17 protein-coding genes are annotated in these 15,548 nt (G+C 67.9%); 8 read left to right on the top strand and 9 right to left on the bottom strand.

Features of this window, described 5'->3' with window-relative positions; all coding sequences use genetic code 11:
- The first annotated feature begins 234 nt into the window (after positions 1-234).
- Positions 235-2,370 carry a magnesium chelatase ATPase subunit D gene (gene bchD / locus KQ310_RS01965; RefSeq protein ID WP_259720109.1) on the top strand — a complete coding sequence of 712 codons (2,136 nt, stop codon included), beginning with the start codon at positions 235-237 and terminating at the stop codon, positions 2,368-2,370.
- 18 nt (positions 2,371-2,388) lie between these two features.
- Here bchD and KQ310_RS01960 read toward each other — a convergent pair whose 3' ends face one another.
- Both KQ310_RS01960 and KQ310_RS01955 read right to left on the bottom strand, forming a co-directional pair.
- On the bottom strand, positions 2,389-3,429 hold the full coding sequence (locus KQ310_RS01960) for an MlaD family protein (protein ID WP_259720108.1): 1,041 nt from the start codon (positions 3,427-3,429) through the stop codon (positions 2,389-2,391).
- Between the two features lie 3 nt (positions 3,430-3,432).
- The gene (locus KQ310_RS01955) at positions 3,433-4,176 is read right to left on the bottom strand and encodes an ABC transporter ATP-binding protein (RefSeq protein ID WP_259720143.1); all 744 of its coding nucleotides are present in this window, start codon (positions 4,174-4,176) and stop codon (positions 3,433-3,435) included.
- Positions 4,177-4,603: 427 nt separating this feature from the next.
- On the opposite strand from KQ310_RS01955, the gene yvcK reads away from it, so the two are divergent.
- Positions 4,604-5,959, top strand: coding sequence for a gluconeogenesis factor YvcK family protein (yvcK, locus tag KQ310_RS01950; RefSeq protein WP_259720107.1), 1,356 nt, complete (start codon positions 4,604-4,606; stop codon positions 5,957-5,959).
- Between the two features lie 209 nt (positions 5,960-6,168).
- Here yvcK and KQ310_RS01945 read toward each other — a convergent pair whose 3' ends face one another.
- Genes KQ310_RS01945 through KQ310_RS01935 form a run of 3 tightly spaced genes read right to left on the bottom strand, consistent with a single transcriptional unit; the run spans position 6,169 to position 7,943 of the window.
- Complete coding sequence (locus KQ310_RS01945) at positions 6,169-6,768, bottom strand: NAD(P)H-quinone oxidoreductase subunit J (RefSeq protein ID WP_259720106.1); 600 nt, start codon at positions 6,766-6,768, stop codon at positions 6,169-6,171.
- Between the two features lie 7 nt (positions 6,769-6,775).
- Positions 6,776-7,546 carry an NADH-quinone oxidoreductase subunit NuoB gene (gene nuoB, locus KQ310_RS01940; protein ID WP_259720105.1) on the bottom strand — a complete coding sequence of 257 codons (771 nt, stop codon included), beginning with the start codon at positions 7,544-7,546 and terminating at the stop codon, positions 6,776-6,778.
- 34 nt (positions 7,547-7,580) lie between these two features.
- On the bottom strand, positions 7,581-7,943 hold the full coding sequence (locus tag KQ310_RS01935) for an NAD(P)H-quinone oxidoreductase subunit 3 (protein WP_259720104.1): 363 nt from the start codon (positions 7,941-7,943) through the stop codon (positions 7,581-7,583).
- A 117-nt stretch (positions 7,944-8,060) separates the two neighbouring features.
- Between KQ310_RS01935 and KQ310_RS01930 the strand changes: the two genes are divergently transcribed.
- From KQ310_RS01930 to KQ310_RS01905, 6 genes are all read left to right on the top strand, one after another.
- Entirely contained in the window at positions 8,061-8,474 is a 414-nt protein-coding gene (locus tag KQ310_RS01930) for a rubredoxin (RefSeq protein ID WP_259720103.1), read from the top strand.
- A 78-nt stretch (positions 8,475-8,552) separates the two neighbouring features.
- Positions 8,553-9,566: a photosynthesis system II assembly factor Ycf48 gene (locus KQ310_RS01925; RefSeq protein WP_259720102.1), complete on the top strand. Its 1,014-nt coding sequence runs from the start codon at positions 8,553-8,555 to the stop codon at positions 9,564-9,566.
- Positions 9,567-9,670: 104 nt separating this feature from the next.
- Complete coding sequence (gene psbE / locus KQ310_RS01920) at positions 9,671-9,919, top strand: cytochrome b559 subunit alpha (protein WP_197158008.1); 249 nt, start codon at positions 9,671-9,673, stop codon at positions 9,917-9,919.
- A gap of 3 nt (positions 9,920-9,922) precedes the next feature.
- Complete coding sequence (gene psbF, locus KQ310_RS01915) at positions 9,923-10,060, top strand: cytochrome b559 subunit beta (protein ID WP_197158010.1); 138 nt, start codon at positions 9,923-9,925, stop codon at positions 10,058-10,060.
- A gap of 10 nt (positions 10,061-10,070) precedes the next feature.
- Positions 10,071-10,190, top strand: coding sequence for a photosystem II reaction center protein L (locus tag KQ310_RS01910; protein WP_197158012.1), 120 nt, complete (start codon positions 10,071-10,073; stop codon positions 10,188-10,190).
- Positions 10,191-10,205: 15 nt separating this feature from the next.
- Positions 10,206-10,406 carry a photosystem II reaction center protein J gene (locus KQ310_RS01905; RefSeq protein ID WP_197158014.1) on the top strand — a complete coding sequence of 67 codons (201 nt, stop codon included), beginning with the start codon at positions 10,206-10,208 and terminating at the stop codon, positions 10,404-10,406.
- A gap of 132 nt (positions 10,407-10,538) precedes the next feature.
- Here KQ310_RS01905 and KQ310_RS01900 read toward each other — a convergent pair whose 3' ends face one another.
- From KQ310_RS01900 to hisS, 4 genes are all read right to left on the bottom strand, one after another.
- Positions 10,539-11,570, bottom strand: a complete 1,032-nt coding sequence (locus KQ310_RS01900) for an NAD-dependent epimerase (protein WP_259720101.1) — start codon at positions 11,568-11,570, stop codon at positions 10,539-10,541.
- 132 nt (positions 11,571-11,702) lie between these two features.
- The gene (locus KQ310_RS01895; RefSeq protein ID WP_399237407.1) at positions 11,703-12,668 is read right to left on the bottom strand and encodes a UDP-glucuronic acid decarboxylase family protein; all 966 of its coding nucleotides are present in this window, start codon (positions 12,666-12,668) and stop codon (positions 11,703-11,705) included.
- Between the two features lies 1 nt (position 12,669).
- Entirely contained in the window at positions 12,670-14,118 is a 1,449-nt protein-coding gene (locus KQ310_RS01890) for a nucleotide sugar dehydrogenase (protein WP_259720100.1), read from the bottom strand.
- A gap of 49 nt (positions 14,119-14,167) precedes the next feature.
- The gene (gene hisS, locus KQ310_RS01885; protein WP_259720141.1) at positions 14,168-15,484 is read right to left on the bottom strand and encodes a histidine--tRNA ligase; all 1,317 of its coding nucleotides are present in this window, start codon (positions 15,482-15,484) and stop codon (positions 14,168-14,170) included.
- Positions 15,485-15,548: the final 64 nt, after the last annotated feature.

Raw genomic sequence — 15,548 nt, 5'->3', positions numbered from 1 at the left:
CGGGCGGCCGGAGCCAGGCGGCAGCGGCGCGGGCGGCCGGCACCACGGCCTTGCAGCAGGGCTTTGCAGCACGGTCTTGCAGCAGGGCGCCAAGGCTCGGCAGGAGCCGATCCAGCAGGCTGGCCGGGAGAGTGAGGAGTTGCCTCGGCGACGTGTGGCCAAAGTGCCGCGGCGCAGCCGGTCAGCGAGACTGGACGTCAGACAACGTCCCCGCGCGGGCCCTCCTCATCCCCCATGGTCGCCAGCGCCCACGGCCCCTCCGGTTCCCCCACCACGGCCAGTGCCTGGGCCAGCGCCGACCAGGCCGCCCGCTCCTTCCCCCTGGCCGCGATCACGGGCCACGGCACCCTGAAGCTGGCCCTGCTGCTGGCGGCGGTGGATCCGGGTCTGGGCGGGGTGGTGATCGCCGGTGGTCGCGGCACAGGCAAATCGGTGCTGGCCCGGGGCCTGCATGCCTTGCTGCCACCGATCGACGTGATCGTGGACAGCCTTAACGCCGATCCGACCCGACCGGAGGACTGGGACGAGGCCACCCGCCGGCGCATCACCGAACTGGGGGGTGATGCCAGCGGCACCGATCCCAGCGCCCTGCTGCCCACCCGGGTGGTGCCGGCGCCCTTCGTGCAGGTACCGCTGGGCGTCACCGAAGACCGGCTTGTGGGCTCGGTCGACGTGACGGCCTCCCTGGCCAGCGGCCAGGCCGTGTTTCAGCCGGGCCTGCTGGCGGAAGCCCACCGCGGCGTGCTCTATGTCGACGAGCTCAACCTGCTGGACGACGGCATCACCAACCTCCTGCTGGCGGCGGTGGGCAGCGGTGAGAACCGGATCGAGCGGGAAGGGCTCAGCCTCAGCCACCCCTGCCGCTGCCTGCTGATCGCCACCTACAACCCCGAGGAGGGGGCGGTGCGGGACCACCTGCTGGATCGTTTCGCCATCGCCCTGAGCGCCAACCAGTCGCTGGATCTCGAGCAGCGGGTGGAGATCACCCGCTCCGCCCTGGACCACGGCGAATCCAGCGATGCCTTCCGCCAGCGGTGGCAGGAGGAGACCGACGCCCTCGCCACCCAGCTGCTGCTGGCCCGCCAGTGGTTGCCGGACGTGACCATCAGCCGCGAGCAGATCACCTACCTGGTGACTGAGGCCCTGCGCGGTGGCGTTGAAGGGCACCGCTCCGAGCTCTATGCGGTGCGGGTGGCCCGCGCCCACGCCGCCCTGAGCGGCCGCGACCGAGTGGAAGCCGACGACCTGCAGGTGGCCGTGCGCCTGGTGATCGCGCCGCGGGCCCTGCAGCTGCCGCCGCCGGATCCGGAGCAGCCGATGGAGCCGCCACCGCCGCCGCCCCAGGGAGAGCAACCGCCGCAGGAGCCGGAACAGCCCGTCGAACCCGACTCGAACGACGACAGCGACGACAGCGACGACAACCAGGATGACGACCAGGACGAGGACGACACGCCGGACGACCAGCCGCCTCCCCAGGTTCCGGAAGAATTCCTGCTCGACCCCGAAGCCGTCGCCATCGACCCCGACCTGCTGCTGTTCTCCACCGCCAAGGCCCGGAGCGGCGGCAGCGGCAACCGCACCGTGGTGCTCAGCGACTCCCGCGGCCGCTACGTGAAACCGATGCTGCCCCGCGGCCCGGTGAGGCGCATCGCCGTGGACGCCACCCTGCGGGCCGCCGCCCCGTATCAGAAAGCCCGCCGGGAGCGGGAGCCGCAACGCCGGGTGATCGTCGAAGACGGCGACCTGCGGGCCAAGCAACTGCAACGCAAAGCCGGCGCCCTGGTGATCTTCCTGGTGGATGCCAGCGGCTCGATGGCGCTCAACCGCATGCAGAGCGCCAAGGGGGCCGTGATACGGCTGCTCACCGAGGCCTACGAAAACCGCGACGAAGTCGCCCTGATCCCCTTCCGCGGCGAGCAGGCCGAGGTGCTGCTGCCCCCCACCCGCTCGATCACTGCGGCCCGGCGCCGGCTGGAATCGATGCCCTGCGGCGGCGGTTCGCCCCTTGCCCATGGTCTTTCCCAGGCAGCGCGGGTGGGCGCCAATGCCCTCGCCACCGGCGATCTGGGCCAGGTGGTGGTGGTGGCGATCACCGATGGCCGCGGCAACGTGCCGTTGAGCCGCTCCCTCGGCCAACCCGAGCTGGAGGGCGAGGAGCCGGTGGATCTCAAGGAGGAGGTGAAGCAGGTGGCCAGCCGTTACCGCGCCCTGGGGCTGAAGCTGCTGGTGATCGACACCGAGCGCAAGTTCATCGGCAGCGGCATGGGCAAGGAGCTGGCCGAGGCCGCCGGCGGCAAGTACGTGCAGTTGCCCAAGGCCAGCGATCAGGCGATCGCCGCCATCGCCCTGGAGGCGATCAACGGTGTCTGAGATCCAGCGGTCCCGGTATCACTGGCTCACGGTGCGAGCCTGGTTGGTTCGGGCCCGAGAGACCGACGGGCTGTCAGCTTTTTCACGATCCGCCTGTCCACGAACAGCCTGTTCGCGCTTCTCACGTTCGGCCTTCTCCCGGGCTGCCTTGTCCGGTGCCTGGCCGGTCTGGGCGGGGTAGAGCTCTTCGAAGAACTTGCCCAGGCCGATGGCCAGGCTGCGGATCCCATCGACAAACTGGGGATCGCCCGTGAGCTTGTTCACGTCGCCACCCACCGCCTCCCAGCGGGCCGTGAGCTTCTCGGCATTGGTCACGGTGCCTTTGAGCTGGCTCACGGTCTGGGGGTTGTCCAGGGCGGCGGTGAGGTTGCGCACGTGCCGGCCGGCCTGCGCCGCCTCAACGGTGGCGGTGTTGAGGTTGGCCAGAATCGGATCGGCCTTCTTCACGGCGGTGTTGAGTTCCTGCACCAGCTTCTGGGCCTCGCGCAGGAAGCGATCCGCCTCGTTGGAGGTGCGATCGAAACTCACGGTGGTTCCCACCAGCTTGTCGACCAGCTTCTGGCGCTCGCTCTCGGCCAGGATCCGCTGCATCGTCTCGGTGACGGTGCCGAGGCTCGCCTGGGCACCACCCTTGATGTGGCTGCCGTTGCAGAGCATCAGCTTGGTGTTGCACCCCGGACTCCGCGGCCCGGGCGTGCTGGCCGGCAGGGGCTTACCGCTGCTCACCAGCGCCACCACCGCATCCCCACCCAATAACGAGCCGGTGCCCACCAGGGCCTGGGTGGGCTGGGCCAGACGCAGCTCAGGATCGGTGATCTCCAGATCAGCCAGCACCGCCTCCGGGGTGACCCGCACCCGGCGCACATTGCCCACCAGCACCCCCCGGAAGGAGACCGGCGAGCGATCCGCCAGGCCGGCGGCATCCTGGAAGCTGGCCTGCACCGTCCAGGTGTCGCGGCGCAGGGAGATGCCCTTCAGCCAGAGCCAGAGCGCGCCACCACCCACGATGGCGGCGAGAAGGGAAAAGCCCACCAGGGCTTCACGGACACTGCGGCGCATCGTTCAGACCTCCTTGGGCTGCATGGGTCCGCGCAAGCTGCCGCTCCGGAACTGCTCGACGTAGGGATTATCGGTGCTGCGGAACTGGGCCACGGTGCCCTGCCAACGAAAGCGGCCGTCGTAGAGGAGCACGAGCCGTTCACCGGAGCGCTCGATCGTGCTCATCACGTGGCTCACCACCACCGAGGAGGCCTGGGCCATGTCGGTGGTGGTGACGATCAGATCCTCAATGCGGGTGCAGGCGACGGGATCGAGCCCGGCGGTGGGCTCATCGAACAACAGCAGCGGCTCCTGGACATCGGCCCGGGAGGGGTCCTGGATGATCGCGCGGGCAAAGCTGACCCGTTTCTGCATGCCACCGCTGAGTTCGCCGGGCATCTTCTCTTCAATGCCGGCCAGTCCGACGGCCGCCAGAGCATCGCCCACCCGGCGGCGAATCTCGGCCTCGCCAAGCCGCCCGTAGCGATAGAGCAGAAAGCCGACGTTTTCGCCCACCGTGAGCGAGGCCAGCAGGGCAGGGTTCTGAAACACCAGGCGCACATCCGGTGGCTGGCGCTGATCCAGGCGCAGGTAGCGCTGCTCCAGCCCGTGGATCCGCAGGCTGCCGGCGCTGGGCAGCAGCAGGCCGGCCAGCAGCCGCAGGATCGTTGATTTGCCCGATCCGGAGGGCCCCACCACCACCAGGCGCTCGCCCGGATGCACCACCAGGTTGATGTCGTCGAGCACGAGGCTCTCACCCCAGCGCATCGACACCCCCTGCATCTGGGCCACGGGCAGCTTCCCCACGGGCCCATCGACAGCCAACCCATCTACAGACAACCCATCAACAGCCGAGCCATCCGCCGCAGCCCCAGCGGCCTTCATCGCCACACCCCCATCAGGCTGGGAGCGTCGGGATGCCGGAGGAGGAACAGCATCCGGCACGGACGACAGCGCAAGGCCCCCATCCTGCCCACAACCAGCCAAGGTTTCACCCTCCCGCCGTTTCATCCGTACAGTTCGAACAGCCCGGTTTGCCGATGGCGTCCTGCTCCCCGCCCTTGCCCTGCCTCCTCATCTGCGGGGAGCCCTGGCGGAGCCGTTCGGGCCAGGCAGGCGGCCACAGAGACGACAGGGGAGGCCACGGGCGATGAGCACCCGGCACGCCCCACGCCCACCCCGACGACCCGGCTGGATGGGCCGGGGCGACATGCGCCGCCGTGATCTGGTGAGCCGCTCCCGCCGGGCCGCCCGCTGGCTCCAGCCCGGCCTGGTGGTGAAGCGCTGGGTGCTCACCTCCGGTCTGGGTCTGATGATCGCCCTGCTCGGAGCAGCGGTCTGGGCGGATTTCAAACCGATCTACTGGACGATCGAAACGCTCACCTGGCTGCTGGCTCAGCTCACCCAGGTGCTGCCGCGGGGCATCACCGGGCCGTTGGTGCTGCTCCTGGGGGCGGCCCTGGTGATCTGGGGTCAGAGCCGCAGCTTCGGGTCGATCCAGCGGGCCCTGGCCCCTGAGAAGGGCACGGTTCTGGTGGATGCCCTGGTGGCGCAGCGCCGGCTCAACCGCGGCCCGAACATCGTGGCGATCGGCGGCGGCACCGGGCTCTCCACCCTGCTCTCCGGCCTGAAGCGCTACAGCGGCAACATCACCGCGATCGTCACGGTGGCCGACGACGGCGGCAGCAGCGGCGTGCTGCGGCGAGAGCTGGGCGTCCAGCCGCCGGGCGACATCCGCAACTGCCTGGCGGCCCTGGCCCGCGAGGAGCCTCTGCTCACTCGCCTGTTCCAATACCGCTTCCAGGCGGGCAGTGGTCTCGAAGGCCATAGCTTCGGCAATCTCTTCCTCTCGGCCCTCACGGCCATCACCGGCAGCCTCGAATCGGCGATCACCGCCAGCAGCCGGGTGCTGGCGGTGCAGGGCCAGGTGGTGCCGGCCACCAACGCCGACGTTCGCCTATGGGCCGAGCTGGAGAACGGCGATCGGATCGAGGGGGAATCGGCGATCGGCCATGCCTCCAGCCCGATCGTGCGGCTCGGCTGCATCCCTGAACGGCCGCCCGCCCTGCCCCGTGCCATCGAGGCGATCGCCCATGCCGATCTGATCGTGCTGGGCCCCGGCAGCCTCTACACCTCCCTGCTGCCGAACCTGCTGGTGCCGGAACTGGTGGCGGCGATTCGCCAGAGCCGCGCCCCACGGCTCTACATCTGCAACCTGATGACCCAGCCCGGCGAGACCGACGGGCTCGATGTGGAAGGCCACCTTCGAGCGATTGAGGCCCAGCTCGCCACCCTGGGGGTGGACCAGAGGCTGTTCGATGCGGTGCTTGCCCAGGAGGAGCTCAGCCCTTCACCGTTGGTGGAGGCTTACCGCCGCCGCGGCGCCGAACCGGTGGAATGCGACACCCACCGCCTGACCAGTGAGGGCTATGAGGTGATGCTGGCGCCGATGCAGGGAAGCCGTCCAGGGGCCACCCTGCGCCACGATTCTAAGAGCGTGGCGCTGGCGGTGATGCGGTTCTACCGGCAGCATCAGCGACGGACGAACTGATAATTCAGTCGCCAAATCTTCAGGCGATTCGTGATGAACGTCTCCGCCAGGAACTGCCGGGCACCTAAACCAAGAACTGCCGGGCAGCTCAATAAATCCGATACCGAGGGATCCAGCGCTGGAAACGCATTGCCTCGTCAGGCGAGGATTGAGCACTCAGTCTTGGTTAAAAGCCATTTTTCAAGGTCTCCACTCAATCCAGAAAGGAATCAGTAAGCGTCCTGGAGTTCGTAGAAATCAGGCTGCACATAGTCTTTGCGCAGCGGGTAACCCTTCCAGTCTTCCGGCATCAGCAGGCGCTTGGGATGGGGATGGCCGGCATAGCGAATGCCGTACATGTCGAAGGTCTCGCGCTCCTGCCAGTCGGCGCCACGGAACAGACCGTAGAGCGTGGGGATGGTGAGATCGCCATCGCGGGCCAGGAACACCTTGAGACGAATCTCCTCCGGCTTCACATCGGCCGCGAGAACCCGATCCACCGCCATGGGATCAGCCAGCGCCGCAAGCTTGATCAGGTGGTAGAAGCTCACCAGCCGACCACCCGGGCCTTCGTCATAGCCGCCCTGGCATTGGAGATAATCAAAGCCCGTGGCTTTGAGCGCCGCCACGATCACCGGCAGGAAGTCGGGCTCCACGCCGAGCACCTCGACACCGAGATGGTCGGCCTCCAGCACGGCATGTTCAAAGCCCTGGCTGCTCAGCCACTGGCTGATCGGACCGGCCGCAGGGGCTGTGATCGCTGGCGTTATAGCTGGAGTGGCGGCTGCTGAACCGCTGGACTCGGCGGGGCTGATGATTTCCTCGGGCATGGTGTCCTCAGGCGTCGGCCTGGCTGGTGGTGGCGGCTATGACCGCCGCTGGATCGGAGACAGCAGCCCCCACCGGCAGACCGGCGGCGGCGGCAAGGGCGGCCTTCTGGGTCTCGGCCCGCAGGTAGCGGCCGTCGACGATCGGGGCCACCGCCTTGAGCTGATGTGGAATCGTGCAATAACGGTGCGTGGGACGCAGGTTGCCGCGCTCGGCCAAGGCTTCATTGCCAACCTTCTTGCGCAGCTTGATCACCGCATCAAAGATCGCTTCCGGTCGCGGCGGGCAGCCCGGCAGGTAGAGGTCCACGGGGATCAGCTTGTCGACGCCGCGCACGGCGGTGGTCGAGTCGGCCGAGAACATGCCACCAGTGATCGTGCAGGCCCCCATGGCGATCACGTACTTGGGCTCGGGCATCTGCTCGTAGAGCCGCACCAGGGCCGGGCCCATCTTCATGGTCACGGTGCCTGCCACGATCAGCAGGTCGGCCTGACGGGGGCTGGAGCGGGGCACCAGACCGAAGCGGTCGAAATCGAAGCGGGAGCCGATCAGGGCCGCAAACTCGATGAAGCAGCAGGCGGTGCCATAAAGCAACGGCCAGAGGCTGCTCAACCGGGCCCAGTTGTGCAGGTCATCGAGGCTGGTGAGGATCACGTTCTCGGACAGATCCGAGGTGATCGTGGGGGCACCCGTGGGGCTGCAGCTGGCGGCGCGCAGATCGCGCAGAGCCCCGATCGAGGGGAGCTCACCGCTGGAAGGGGAGGAAGGCGTGAGGGTCATGGCAACACGTCGGCGTCGGGGCCGTAACGACGAATCAGCTCCACTCGAGGGCACCCTTGCGCCAGGCGTAGGCCAGGGCCACCACCAGGATGGAGATGAAGATGAGGGCCTCGATGAAGGCGAGTAGTCCGAGGCGATGGAACGCCACGGCCCAGGGGTAGAGGAACACGGTCTCGACGTCGAAGACGACGAAGACAAGCGCGAACATGTAGTAGCGGATATTGAACTGAATCCAGGCGCCACCCATCGGCTCCATGCCGGATTCGTAGGTGAGCTCACGCTCGCCCTGCCGGCTCTTAGGAGACAGCACCTTGTTGGCCACAAGCGCCAGCACGGGAACGGCTGCTGAAATCAGCAGAAACCCCAGAAAAGCGTCGTAGCCGGAGAGCACGAACATGCGGGCTGGACCAACCTGGGCGGCAGTCTGGCATCCACCTCACGGCGCTGACGAGTTCCGGCGGGATCGGCGTTGGAACGCGGTCGATAGAGTTTTGCGACCGTCGGCTGGCAGGTGATGAGTCCGGAGTTCGAGAGCAGCGACAGCATCGCCTCACCAGGGACGGGCGCCACGGCCGAATCCCTCCCCACGACGGAGCCGCCAACGGCCTCCGACCCCGACACCCATCGCTACGAATGCCGCAGCTGCGGCTTCGTCTACGACCCCGCCGAGGGCGTGCGCAAGGTGGGCATCGAAGCGGGCACCCCCTTCACCGCCCTGGATCCCGCCAGCTTTCGCTGTCCGGTCTGCCGCAGCAAGGTGGGTGCCTTCATGGACATCGGCCCCCGTGACAAGCCGAGCGGCTTTGAGGAGAACCTCAACTTCGGCCTGGGGGTCAACCGGCTGACGCCCGGTCAGAAGAATGTGCTGATCTTCGGCAGCTTCGCCCTGGCGATCGCCTTTTTCCTCTCCCTGTATTCGCTGCGCTGAACTCCTCCGGCTGCCCTGATCTCACCGCCCCTCAGCAGCCGGCCCCGCGCCTCCCACCGCTCTTCCCTCGCCCCTGCCATGCACCTGCATCGTCTGACTCGACGCCTGCTCAGTCCCCTGCTGAGCCTGCTCCTGCTCGTGGGCCTCGGCTTCGGGCTCTCCGGTTGCGTCACCACGGGCCTGCCGATCGCCAGTGCCAGCCCCTGGCAGCCCGTGCCCCTCGACACCCGCGCCAATCCCCTCGATCTGGCCTTCACAGACCAGAGCCACGGCTTCCTGGTGGGCAGCAACCGGCTGATCCTCGAAACCGACGACGGAGGCGCCAGCTGGGCCAAGCGCGCCCTGGATCTGCCGGAGGAGGAGAACTTCCGCCTGCTCAGCATCGACTTCAACGGCAAAGAGGGCTGGATCGCCGGCCAGCCCGGCCTGCTGCTGCACAGCACCGACGCCGGCCAGAACTGGAGCCGCCTCTTCCTCGATACCAAGCTGCCCGGGGAGCCGTATCTGATCACCGCCCTGGGCAAGGGGGAGGCCGAACTGGCCACCAACGTGGGCGCCGTGTACAACACCCGCGATGGTGGCCAGAGCTGGCAGGCCGAGGTGAGTGACGCCGCCGGTGCCGTGCGTGATCTGCGCCGCAGCCCCGACGGCCGCTACGTGAGCGTCAGCAGCCTCGGCAACTTCTTCGCCACCTGGGATCCGGGTCAGGCCACCTGGCAACCCCACCAGCGGGTGAGCAGCCAACGGGTGCAGTCCCTCGGCTTCCAGCCGAACGGCAACCTCTGGATGGTGACCCGCGGCGCCCAGCTGCGCTTCAACTCCGATGCCGCCAACGTGGACGACTGGAGCAAGCCGGTGATCCCGATCACCAACGGCTACGGCTACCTCGACATGGCCTGGGATCCGAGCGGCGCCATCTGGACCGGCGGTGGCAGCGGCACCCTGCTCACCAGCCCAGACGGCGGCCAGACCTGGCAGAAGGATCCGGTGGGTGCCGCCCAGCCCACCAACTTCAGCCGCATCGCCTTCCTGCCGGACGGCAAGGGCTTCGTGCTGGGCGAGCGGGGATCGCTGCTGCGCTGGGTGGGCTGAGCCGCGCCAGGCAGAGCCCCGCCAACCTTTGTAACCAAGGCAGGCGGGGGCTCCCGTCCCCTGCCGCCATCCCCCTAGGATCGCCGAGCTGAACGCTTGTCGCCATGGCTGCCGGCTCTACAGGAGAACGCCCGTTCTTCGAAATCATCACGAGCATCCGTTACTGGGTCATCCACGCGGTGACCCTGCCCGCCATCTTCCTGGCCGGCTTCATGTTCGTGTCCACGGGCCTGGCCTATGACGCCTTCGGGACGCCCCGTCCGGATGCCTACTTCCAGGCCCAGGAAAGCAAGGCTCCGGTTGTGAGCCAGCGCTACGAGGGCAAGAGCCAACTCGACCTGCGCCTGCAGTAAGTCATGACCCAGACTCCCGCCCCCACCACGCCACGCAATTACCCGATCTTCACGGTGCGCTGGCTTTCGGTTCACGCCCTCGGCATCCCCACGGTGTTTTTCCTGGGCGCCCTGGCTGCCATGCAGTTCGTCCGCCGCTGAGGTCGTCCCCATGCAACGCAATCCCAATCCGAACAACCTGCCGGTCGAACTGAACCGCACCAGCCTTTATCTGGGCCTGCTGTTCGTGTTCGTCACCGGTGTGCTGTTCAGCAGCTACTTCTTCAACTGATCGGGAGGTTTCACGATGAGCGGCAAGAAAATGTCCATGCCCGACGGTCGGATCCCCGATCGTCTACCCGATGGCCGCCCTGCCGTGGCCTGGCGTTCCCGCTGGACCGAGGGAACCCTTCCCCTCTGGCTGGTCGCCACTGCCGGCGGCATGGCAGTGATCTTTGTGGTGGGCCTGTTCTTCTACGGTTCCTACGTGGGTGTCGGTTCCGCCTGAGCGGAGCTGAGCACTCGATTCATCTCGCATGGCCCATTGGGCCGATGCATGATCCAGGGGCCTGAGGGCCCCTTTTTTGATGGGATGACTCCCTGACTGCCACAAACCACCGGGCTGCCGGCCGAGGCAGGGTCAGAGCCCGTGGTACTCCCGATACCACTGGGCGAACCGCTCCAGCCCCAGCTCGATCGGGGTGGCGGGCTGGAACCCAACCCAGGCCTCCAGGGCCGTGGTGTCGGCGGCGGTGGCGGGCACATCACCCGGCTGCATCGGCTGCAGGTCCTGGATCGCCTGACGCCCGAGGGCCTGCTCCAGCACAGCGATGAAACGCAGCAGCTCGGTGGGCTGGGAATTGCCGATGTTGAACACCCGGTGCGGCACCGCCGCGGTGGCCGGGTTCGGATGAAGGGGATCGAAGTCGGGATCCGCAGTGGCCGGCTTGTCGCTGCAGCGGATCACCCCCTCGACGATGTCATCGATGTAGGTGAAATCGCGCTGCATGCGGCCGTGGTTGAACACCCGGATCGGCTCACCCGCCAGGATCGCGCGCGCAAACAGCATCGGGGCCATGTCCGGCCGGCCCCAGGGGCCATACACGGTGAAGAAGCGCAGACCGGTGGCCGGCAGGCCGTAGAGATGGCTGTAGGTGTGAGCCATCAGTTCATTCGCCTTCTTGGTGGCCGCATACAGGCTCACCGGATGATTGACGGCGTGCTGCTCCGAGAACGGCATCTCGCGGTTGCCGCCATACACCGAGCTGCTGGAGGCATAGACCAGATGCTCAACGCCGTGATGGCGGCAACCCTCAAGAATGTGGCCGAAACCGACCAGATTGCTCTGGATATAGGCGGCCGGATTCTCCAGCGAATAGCGCACCCCCGCCTGGGCGGCGAGGTGCACCACCCGCCGCGGCCGCTGCTCGGCGAACAGGCCCTCCATGGCAGCCCGATCCTCCAGATCCATCCGCACGAAGCGAAAGAAAGCGGCGGCGGGATGCTGCTGCAGCCGCTCCAGGCGGGCCTGCTTGAGGGCCGGGTCGTAGTAGGTGTTGAGGTTGTCGAGCCCCACCACCGGCTCACCCCGCTCAAGCAGCCGCAACACCACCTCGGCGCCGATGAAGCCGGCCGCGCCGGTCACGAGGGTGGGACGCTGGGCGGCGGGCATGGGCAGAGAAGGCAGGGGAAGGGCGGATCTCCGGCAAGTGCTCCGGCGACGGCCGCCCCTCAGCCTGCCACTCCGTGACGATGCCCGATCGAGGCCTCCTCCCCAGAGAACTCGTGCTCAGAAACCTCGTGCTCAGAGGGCGAGCTGGCGGCGGAAATCAGCGATGGTGGGCTCAAGGCCCTGTTCCAGAGAGATCGTGGGCTCCCAACCCAGCAACTCCCGAGCCCGATCGATCATCGGCTGACGTTGGCGAGGATCATCCTGGGGGAGGGGCTGCAGCACGAGTTCAAGGCCAGGATTGATGCGAGCGCGCACCAGTTCGGCCAACTCGCGAATGGTGAACTCGCCGGGATTGCCCAGGTTGATCGGGCCGGTGTGGGCACCGTTCATCAGGCGGATCAGTCCTTCCACCAGGTCATCCACGTAGCAGAACGAACGCGTCTGCTGGCCATCGCCGTAGAGCGTCAGGGGCTGACCCTGCAGCGCCTGCACGATGAAGTTGCTCACCACCCGACCGTCGTCCGGCAGCATGCGCGGCCCGTAGGTGTTGAAGATGCGCGCCACCCGCACCTCGGTGCCGTGCATGCGCAGATAGTCAAAGCAGAGCGTTTCCGCCACCCGCTTGCCCTCGTCGTAGCAGGAGCGAATGCCGATCGTGTTGACGCAGCCCCGGTAGCTCTCGGGCTGGGGATGGACCTCCGGATCGCCATAGATCTCGCTGGTGCTGGCGAGCAGAAGCCTGGCCCCCACCCGCCGGGCCAGGCCGAGCATGTTGTAGGTGCCGAGAAAACTCGTTTTGGCGGTCTTGATGGGATTGAACTGGTAGTGCACCGGCGACGCCGGACAGGCCAGGTGCCAGATCCGGTCCACCTCCAGCCGGATCGGCTCGGTCACATCGTGACGGATCAGCTCGAAGCGGGGATGGCCGATCCACTGGGCAATGTTGACCTTGCGGCCAGTGAAGTAGTTGTCGAGGCAGAGCACCTCCTCGCCCGCCTGCATCAGCCGATCGACCAGATGGGAGCCCACGAAGCCGGCACCGCCGGTCACCAGATGGCGCAGGGGACCAGAGCGCAGTGACGGGGTCGGGATCAACACCTCAGCCCTCGCCCACGCGCCACACCCGCAGGCCCGCGGCCCGGGCCGCCGCCGCATCGGCAATGGCGCGGGCATCGAACAACCAGGCCGGCTGCCGCATCCCAGCCACCAGGGCAGGCCAGTCGAGCTGGCGGTACTCACCCCATTCGGTGAGCAGCAGCACCGCATCGGCGCCCTGGACCGCCTCCTGGACGGTCTCTGCACGCCGCCAGCTCCCCTCCCCCGCCTGCGCCACGGCTGCCACCGCCTCCGGCGCCACCGCCGCCTGGCCCAGATCACGCTCGATCTGCTGGCTGCTCACCTTGGGGTCATGCAGGCTCAGCTGCGCCCCCTCCTCGAGCAGATCGCGGCAGATCCGGATCGCCGGCGCTTCGCGGGTGTCGTTGGTGTCGGCCTTGAAGGCGAAGCCGAGCACGGCCAGCCGCTTGCCGGTCACGGTGCCGAACAGCTTCTGCACCACCAGCCGGCTGATGCGGTGCTGCTGCCAGGTGTTGAGCTGCACCACCTGCTCCCAGTACGCCGCCACCTCCGGCAGGCCGTAGTGATGGCAGAGGTACACCAGGTTGAGAATGTCCTTCTGAAAGCAGCTGCCGCCAAAGCCGGGGCCTGCCGCCAGGAAGCGGCCGCCGATGCGGCTGTCGGTGCCGATCGCCCGGGCCACCTCCTGCACGTCGGCCCCCGTGGCCTCGCAGAAGGCGGCGATGCTGTTGATCGAGCTGATCCGCTGCGCCAGAAACGCATTGGCCGTGAGCTTGGACAGCTCGCTGCTCCAGAGGTTGGTGCGCAGGATCTTCTGAGGGGCCACCCAGTGGCCATAGATCGAAGCCAGGGCCTCGATCGCCTCTGCATCCTCACCGCCGATCAACACCCGATCCGGCTGCTCCAGATCGCCGATCGCCGTGCCTTCCGCCAGGAATTCGGGGTTGGACAGCACCGCAAAGCTCTTGGCGGCCGGTCCACCGGCATCCTCGCGGGCCTCGGCCTCACCCTCGGCTGCCTCCAGGATCGCCTTCACCGCCTCGGCGGTGCGCACCGGCAGGGTGCTCTTCTCCACCACGATCGTGTGGCCCCGGGCGCAGCGGGCCACCTGCCGGGCCGAGGCTTCGATCCAGCGCAGGTCACTGGCCTGGCCCGCCCCCAGGCCGCGGGTCTTGGTGGGGGTGTTCACCGAGAGGAACACCATGTCCGCCGCCGCGATCGCGGCGTCCACCTCGGTGCTGAAGTGGAGGTTGCGGCCGCGGGCGCGGCCCACCACCGCATCGAGACCCGGTTCATAGACGGGCAGCCGGCTGAGATCGGCATCGTTCCAGGCGGCGATGCGGGCAGCGTTGAGATCCACCACCGTGACCTGCAGGTGGGGGCAGCGATCGGCGATCACCGCCATGGTCGGGCCGCCCACGTAGCCCGCACCGATGCAGCAGATGGTGCGGATCCCTGAAGCGGCAGTCATCGCAGCGGTTCGCGGTGGGGCGAGGTTAAGGGGAGCTGAGGCCCGGAGCTCAGCCAGCCAGCAGATGCGCCAACTGCGCTGGAATCTCGGCCAGGTCCAGCCGCTGACCCGGACCCGCCCGATCTGGCGCCGCTCCACCCTCGTCTCCAGTCTCCTCTGCGCGCCGCAGGTCCTTGAGCAGGGCCACACCGCCGGCCGCTTCCTCGTCGCCGATGACCAAGGCCCAGGCGGCTCCCTGACGATCCGCCCGGCGGAGCTGCTTACCGAAAGCAGAGCCACTGGCATCGAGCTCTACCGCAATTCCCGTGCGGCGCAGTTCACGGCACAACTGCAGCGCCACCGCCTCGGCCCGCTCGCCGCGGTTCACCAGATACACCTGCGGCGCTGCGGCCGCCATCCAGGGCTGGGCCTCCGATTGCTGCAGCAACAACACCAGCCGCTCCATGCCGAGGGCCCAGCCGATCGCCGGCGTCGCCGGCCCGCCCAGTTGCTGCACCAGGCCGTCGTAGCGGCCGCCGCCACAGACGGTGGCCTGGGCGCCCAGCTGGTCACTGGTGATCTCGAAGGCGGTGTGGCTGTAGTAATCGAGGCCGCGCACCAGCCGCGGGTTGAGGGTGAAGGGAATCCCGAGCGCCTCGAGCCCATGGCGCACCTGGCTGAAGCGCTCATGGCTCTCACCACTGAGGGCGTCGGCCAGTTCCGGAGCACCCGCCAGCAGCTCCTGGGTACCGGGGTGCTTGGAATCGAGCACCCGTAGGGGGTTCGTCTGGATGCGGGCCTGGGAGTCGGGATCGAGCTGCTGCCGATGGGCCTCCAGCCAGGCCACCAGCTCGGTGCGGTAGCGGGTCCGGTCCTCGGGGGCTCCAAGGGTGTTGAGCTCCAGGGCCAGACCCCCCACCCCCAGAGCGGCGAGCAGATCCCAGGCGATGGCGATCGCCTCCACGTCGCTGCGGGCGTCGGCGAAGCCGAGCAGCTCCACGCCGATCTGATGGAACTGGCGCTGCCGGCCCGCCTGGGGGCGTTCGTAGCGGAACATCGGGCCGCCATACCAAAGACGTTGCGGCCCCTGGCTAAGCAGGCCGTGCTGGATCGCGGCGCGCACCACCGAAGCAGTGCCCTCGGGACGCAGGGTGCAGCTGCGCTCGCCCCGGTCGAGGAAGGTGTACATCTCCTTGCCCACCACATCGGTGGCCTCGCCGATGCCGCGGGCGAACAGCTCCGTCACCTCCAGCAGGGGGGTGCGGATCTCGGCGATGCGGGCGCGGCGGAAATGGTCGCGGGCCGTGGCCTCCACGTGCTGCCACAAGGCGATGGAAGCGGGCAGCAGATCAACCATGCCCCGCAGACTCTGCAGCTTCTCCGCCATCGCCCCTTGCCGGCCCGCCCCGTCGTTGCGGCCAGTCTGCGGGATCACCGGCTGTCCGTACCCT

The organism is Synechococcus sp. CS-1328, from assembly GCF_025128095.1.
Taxonomy (GTDB): Bacteria; Cyanobacteriota; Cyanobacteriia; order PCC-6307; family Cyanobiaceae; genus CBW1002.
The sequence above is the reverse complement of the archived record's forward strand: the minus strand, read 5'-3'. Positions and strand labels throughout refer to the sequence as shown.

Coding starts and splice junctions, on each gene's coding strand:
- bchD (WP_259720109.1), top strand. CDS start 235: ATGGTCGCCAGCGCCCACGGCCCCTCCGGTTCCCCCACCACGGCCAGT.
- KQ310_RS01960 (WP_259720108.1), bottom strand. CDS start 3,429: ATGCGCCGCAGTGTCCGTGAAGCCCTGGTGGGCTTTTCCCTTCTCGCC.
- KQ310_RS01955 (WP_259720143.1), bottom strand. CDS start 4,176: ATGCGCTGGGGTGAGAGCCTCGTGCTCGACGACATCAACCTGGTGGTG.
- yvcK (WP_259720107.1), top strand. CDS start 4,604: ATGGGCCGGGGCGACATGCGCCGCCGTGATCTGGTGAGCCGCTCCCGC.
- KQ310_RS01945 (WP_259720106.1), bottom strand. CDS start 6,768: ATGCCCGAGGAAATCATCAGCCCCGCCGAGTCCAGCGGTTCAGCAGCC.
- nuoB (WP_259720105.1), bottom strand. CDS start 7,546: ATGACCCTCACGCCTTCCTCCCCTTCCAGCGGTGAGCTCCCCTCGATC.
- KQ310_RS01935 (WP_259720104.1), bottom strand. CDS start 7,943: ATGTTCGTGCTCTCCGGCTACGACGCTTTTCTGGGGTTTCTGCTGATT.
- KQ310_RS01930 (WP_259720103.1), top strand. CDS start 8,061: ATGAGTCCGGAGTTCGAGAGCAGCGACAGCATCGCCTCACCAGGGACG.
- KQ310_RS01925 (WP_259720102.1), top strand. CDS start 8,553: ATGCACCTGCATCGTCTGACTCGACGCCTGCTCAGTCCCCTGCTGAGC.
- psbE (WP_197158008.1), top strand. CDS start 9,671: ATGGCTGCCGGCTCTACAGGAGAACGCCCGTTCTTCGAAATCATCACG.
- psbF (WP_197158010.1), top strand. CDS start 9,923: ATGACCCAGACTCCCGCCCCCACCACGCCACGCAATTACCCGATCTTC.
- KQ310_RS01910 (WP_197158012.1), top strand. CDS start 10,071: ATGCAACGCAATCCCAATCCGAACAACCTGCCGGTCGAACTGAACCGC.
- KQ310_RS01905 (WP_197158014.1), top strand. CDS start 10,206: ATGAGCGGCAAGAAAATGTCCATGCCCGACGGTCGGATCCCCGATCGT.
- KQ310_RS01900 (WP_259720101.1), bottom strand. CDS start 11,570: ATGCCCGCCGCCCAGCGTCCCACCCTCGTGACCGGCGCGGCCGGCTTC.
- KQ310_RS01890 (WP_259720100.1), bottom strand. CDS start 14,118: ATGACTGCCGCTTCAGGGATCCGCACCATCTGCTGCATCGGTGCGGGC.
- hisS (WP_259720141.1), bottom strand. CDS start 15,484: ATGGCGGAGAAGCTGCAGAGTCTGCGGGGCATGGTTGATCTGCTGCCC.